This is a genomic window from Micromonospora sp. M51 (assembly GCF_018070305.1).
GTDB classification, from domain to species: domain Bacteria; phylum Actinomycetota; class Actinomycetes; order Mycobacteriales; family Micromonosporaceae; genus Micromonospora; species Micromonospora parva.
Window position 1 is genome coordinate 1 of sequence record NZ_JAGPXZ010000610.1, and the last position, 3,813, is coordinate 3,813.

Annotated in this window: 2 protein-coding genes and 2 pseudogenes; 1 reads left to right on the forward strand and 3 read right to left on the reverse strand. The window is 72.3% G+C overall.

Annotated elements, in window-relative coordinates; translation table 11 throughout:
* Both KBX53_RS25490 and dnaG read right to left on the reverse strand, forming a co-directional pair.
* A pseudogene (locus tag KBX53_RS25490) lies at positions 1-201 on the reverse strand (hypothetical protein); the annotation flags it as partial.
* Positions 202-2,104: pseudogene (dnaG, locus tag KBX53_RS25495) on the reverse strand (DNA primase).
* Positions 2,105-2,217: 113 nt separating this feature from the next.
* Between dnaG and KBX53_RS25500 the strand changes: the two are divergent.
* A complete protein-coding gene (locus tag KBX53_RS25500) occupies positions 2,218-3,423 on the forward strand; it encodes a low temperature requirement protein A (RefSeq protein WP_210862051.1) in 1,206 nt (401 codons plus the stop codon).
* 8 nt (positions 3,424-3,431) lie between these two features.
* Here the strand turns inward: KBX53_RS25500 and KBX53_RS25505 are convergent.
* On the reverse strand, positions 3,432-3,813 hold a 382-nt coding region (locus KBX53_RS25505; RefSeq protein WP_210862053.1), incomplete at its 5' end, for a siderophore-interacting protein.

Genomic DNA, 3,813 nt, shown 5'->3' on the forward strand with positions numbered 1-3,813 from the left:
GCCGGACCAGACCGCCTTGAGGATGGTGTGCCAGCCGAGCCGCTGCCCCCGACCGGGCAGCCACAACCCGAGGTTGGTGGCGACCACCACCCCGTCGCCCTCGCCGTTGCCGACGGCCGCCCAGGCCAGCACCCGCTCGTCAGAGGTCAGCGGCGGCCGGTCGGCCGGCGGCAGCTTCGGCTTACGGCTGAACAGTCCCATCTAGAGGCCTCCCGCAGCCTGCTCGCGCAGCGCCCGGGCGTGCTGCTCCAGGGACAGCAGCTCACCGAAGGCGGCGAAGTACTCGTCCTTGTTGTTGACCGGGTTGATCCGTTGGATGCGTGACTTGAGGTCCCGGATCCGGCCGGTCACCGACCCGAACTGCACCCGGGCCATGGTGATCGATACGTAGCGCGGGTCCGGTTCGCCGTCGATCCGCAGCGGTTCGACGGCCAACTCACCGACCAGCGCCGCTGCCGCCAGGTCGTCGCAGGCGTCGCGGACCGACTCGATCCAGACCGCGCCGCCGGTCGCCGACGCGGCACCACCGGCCGCGGCGATGGCCGTACGCACCGCGACGTGCACCGGGTGGCGGTATTCGGTGGCCTCCACCGCGTCGAACATCGGCCCGGCCAGGACCGGCTGCTGGAGGGCGAGTTTGAGCGCCTCCCGCTCGACCATCGACTGTGGGCTGTCCACTGCCGGCTCGGGGCGGGCCGAGGTGGGTCGACCGGCGGGGGCGGCGTCGCGGGTGCCGGGGGACGCGGTGTTGCCGGCGGCGAGCACCGCCCGCTGCACCGGCTCGATCTCCATGCCGAGGTCCATGGCGAGCTTGCGCACGTACTCCGGGCGCTTCTCCCGGTCCTTGAGGCGGGCGACCAGCGGCGCGGCGTGCCGCATCGCCTCGACCCGGCCGTCCACGGTGTCCAGGTCGAAACGACCGATCACGTGGCGCAGCGCGAAGTCGACGAGCGGTTCGCGGCGGGCGACCAGGTCCCGCACCGCCAGGTCGCCCTTGGCCAGCCGCAGATCGCACGGGTCCATGTTGTCCGGGCTGACCGCGATGAAGGTGCGCCCGACGAAACGCTGATCGTCCTCGAAGGCGCGCAGCGCGGCCTTCTGCCCGGCGGCGTCGCCGTCGAAGGTGAAGATGATCTCGCCGGCCACCTCGTCGCTGTCGAACAGGAGCCGCCGCAGCACCGAGATGTGGTCCGCGGCGAACGCGGTGCCGCAGGTCGCCACCGCCGTGGTCACCCCGGCCAGGTGACAGGCCATCACGTCGGTGTAACCCTCGACGATCACCGCCCGCCCCTGCTTGGCGATCTCCCGTTTGGCCTGGTCGATGCCGTAGAGCACGTGCGACTTCTTGTAGATCGGCGTCTCGGGGGTGTTCAGGTACTTCGGGCCGTCGTCGTCGTCGAAGAGCTTGCGCGCCCCGAAGCCGATCACGTCACCGGCGAGGTCGCGGATCGGCCAGAGCAGCCGGCGGCGGAACCGGTCGATCAGGGTGCCGGAGCGGGCCTCCCGGGACAACCCGGCGGTGACCAGCTCCTGGTGGGTGAAGCCCTGCTGGCGCAGGTGCTTGGTGAGCAGGTCCCACCCGTCCGGCGCGAACCCACAGCCGTAGCGCTCGGCGGCGGCCCGGTCGAAGCCCCGTCGGGCCAGGAACTCCCGGGCCGGCCGGGCCCCGGCGGTGCCGAGCTGCGCCCGGTAGAACTCGACGGCGGCGGCGTGCGCGGCGACCAGACGCTGCCGCTGACCCTGCTGCGGGCGGGGCCGCGGGGTGCCCTTGTCGTCCTCGACGTAGCGCAGTTGGATGCCGGCGCGGCCGGCCAGCCGCTCGACGGACTCCACGAAGCTGAGGTGGTCCGCGTCCATCAGGAACTTGATCGCGTCCCCGCCGGCCCCGCAGCCGAAGCAGTACCAGACGTTGCGGGTCGGAGACACGTTGAACGACGGACTCTTCTCGTCGTGGAACGGGCACAGGCCCTTGAGGTTGCCGCCGCCGGCGGACTTCAGGGTGACCGTCTCGGAGATCACATCCCCGATCGAGGTGCGTTCCCGGACCAGTGCGATGTCCTCGTCCCGGATCCGCCCAGCCATTCGCCACCCCCTCCCCGTACATCCTGCCCTGCCGGACCGACGACACGCCGGCCGGGGGACGCCGGTGTGGCGGCGGCCGCTGCCGGCTGGGCGGTTCCGACCCGCGAGCCGGGTCCGCGCGGGGACCATGACCAGATGCGCCGGGTACGGACCCAAGCCCTCCGCCTGCCGAGATGGCTGGCCGGTCTGGTCGGGCTACCCGACCAGACCCCGGGTGCGGACGAGGCCGGGCATCGGCACGCCACCTGGTTGGAACTCTTCCTCGACCTCATCTTCGTGTACGCGCTGGCGGCGGTGGTGGCCCGGCTGGGCGACGAACCGAGCCCGTCGCCGAGGGCGGTGCTGGCCGTGATCGGACTCTTCGTGGTGGTCCAGTGGGCCTGGATGGGGCAGGTCTACTACGACACCCGCTTCGACCCGGACGACGCGCTGCACCGGGTGCTGGTGCTCGTCGCGTTGGTCGGCGCGGGCGCGATGACCCTCGGCGTCGACGAGGTGCCGGAGAGCGTGCTCCTGCCGGTCGGGTACCTGATCGTGCGGGGCGTGCTGCTCCTGCTGTACCTGCGCGCCCGTCCCACCAGCCCGATGGCCCGGATGGTCACGACGGTCTATCTGATCGGTTTCGGGTCGGGCTGGACGCTCTGGCTGGTGTCGCTGGCCGCGCCCATCGAGCTGCGCCCGGTGCTGTGGATCGTCGCGATGGTGATCGAGCTGGCCACCCCCTGGGTCGGGGTGCGCTGGCTCAACCGCTGGCCGGTGGACAACCGGCACCTGCCGGAACGGATCGGCCAGTTCACCATCATCGTGCTGGGTAGCGCGCTGGCCAGCCTGCTCTTCGCCGTGCCGGACCACCCCCCGCCACACATGATCCTCACCGCCGCGTTGGCCTTCCTGATCCCGGCGGCCGTCTGGTGGGTCTACACCACCTTCGTCACCACCCGCCTGACCCAGCGCCGACTGCGCGGCGGGCAGGCGTACAGCTACCTGCACATTCCGCTCGGCGGTGCGCTGCTGCTGCTCGGCTGGGCGCTCGGGCAGGTCGTCCGGCTGGTCGACGACAACGCCAACCGGCTGCCGCTGGAGCTGCGGCTGCTGCTGGGCGCCGCGATGGTGATCTGGACCGTCTGCGGGCTCGCCCTGTACTGGCTGTGGACCCGACCGAGCGCCGCCCGGTTGGCGATCGCCGCCTACGGGGTGGTCTCGGTCGGCGTGATCACCACGACGGTGCACCAACCGAGGCTGATGCTGTCGCTGCTCTCCCTGGCGGTCGTCGGGTACGCCGTACTGCTCAGCCGGCGCCTCGCCCGCGCCGGTCAGGAGATGAACACGCCCGAGGGATGACCGGCGCGTCAGGCCGCCGCGGCCGGCGCCGGGACCGCTGCCTCCTCGGCCGCCACCTGCTGGTTCCAGGCGGCCTTGGTGGAGCGCCAGCCCTCGTCGTCCATACCGCGCCGCCAGTAGCCGGAAATGGAGAGCCGGTCCAGGGGTACGCCCCGCTCGCCGCGCAGCAGCCGGCGCAGCTCCCGGACGAAGGCCGCCTCGCCGTGCACGAACGCGTGCACCTGGCCGGCCGGGAACTCCAACGCCCGCACCGCCGCGACCAGCGCCTCGCCCACCGGGCGTGCGCCGCGATGCAGCCAGGTCAGCTCGACCGCCCCCGGGCTGAGCAGCTTCTGCTCCTCCGCCGGGTCGGAGATCTCCACGAAGACATGGGCCCGCGCGCCCAGCGGC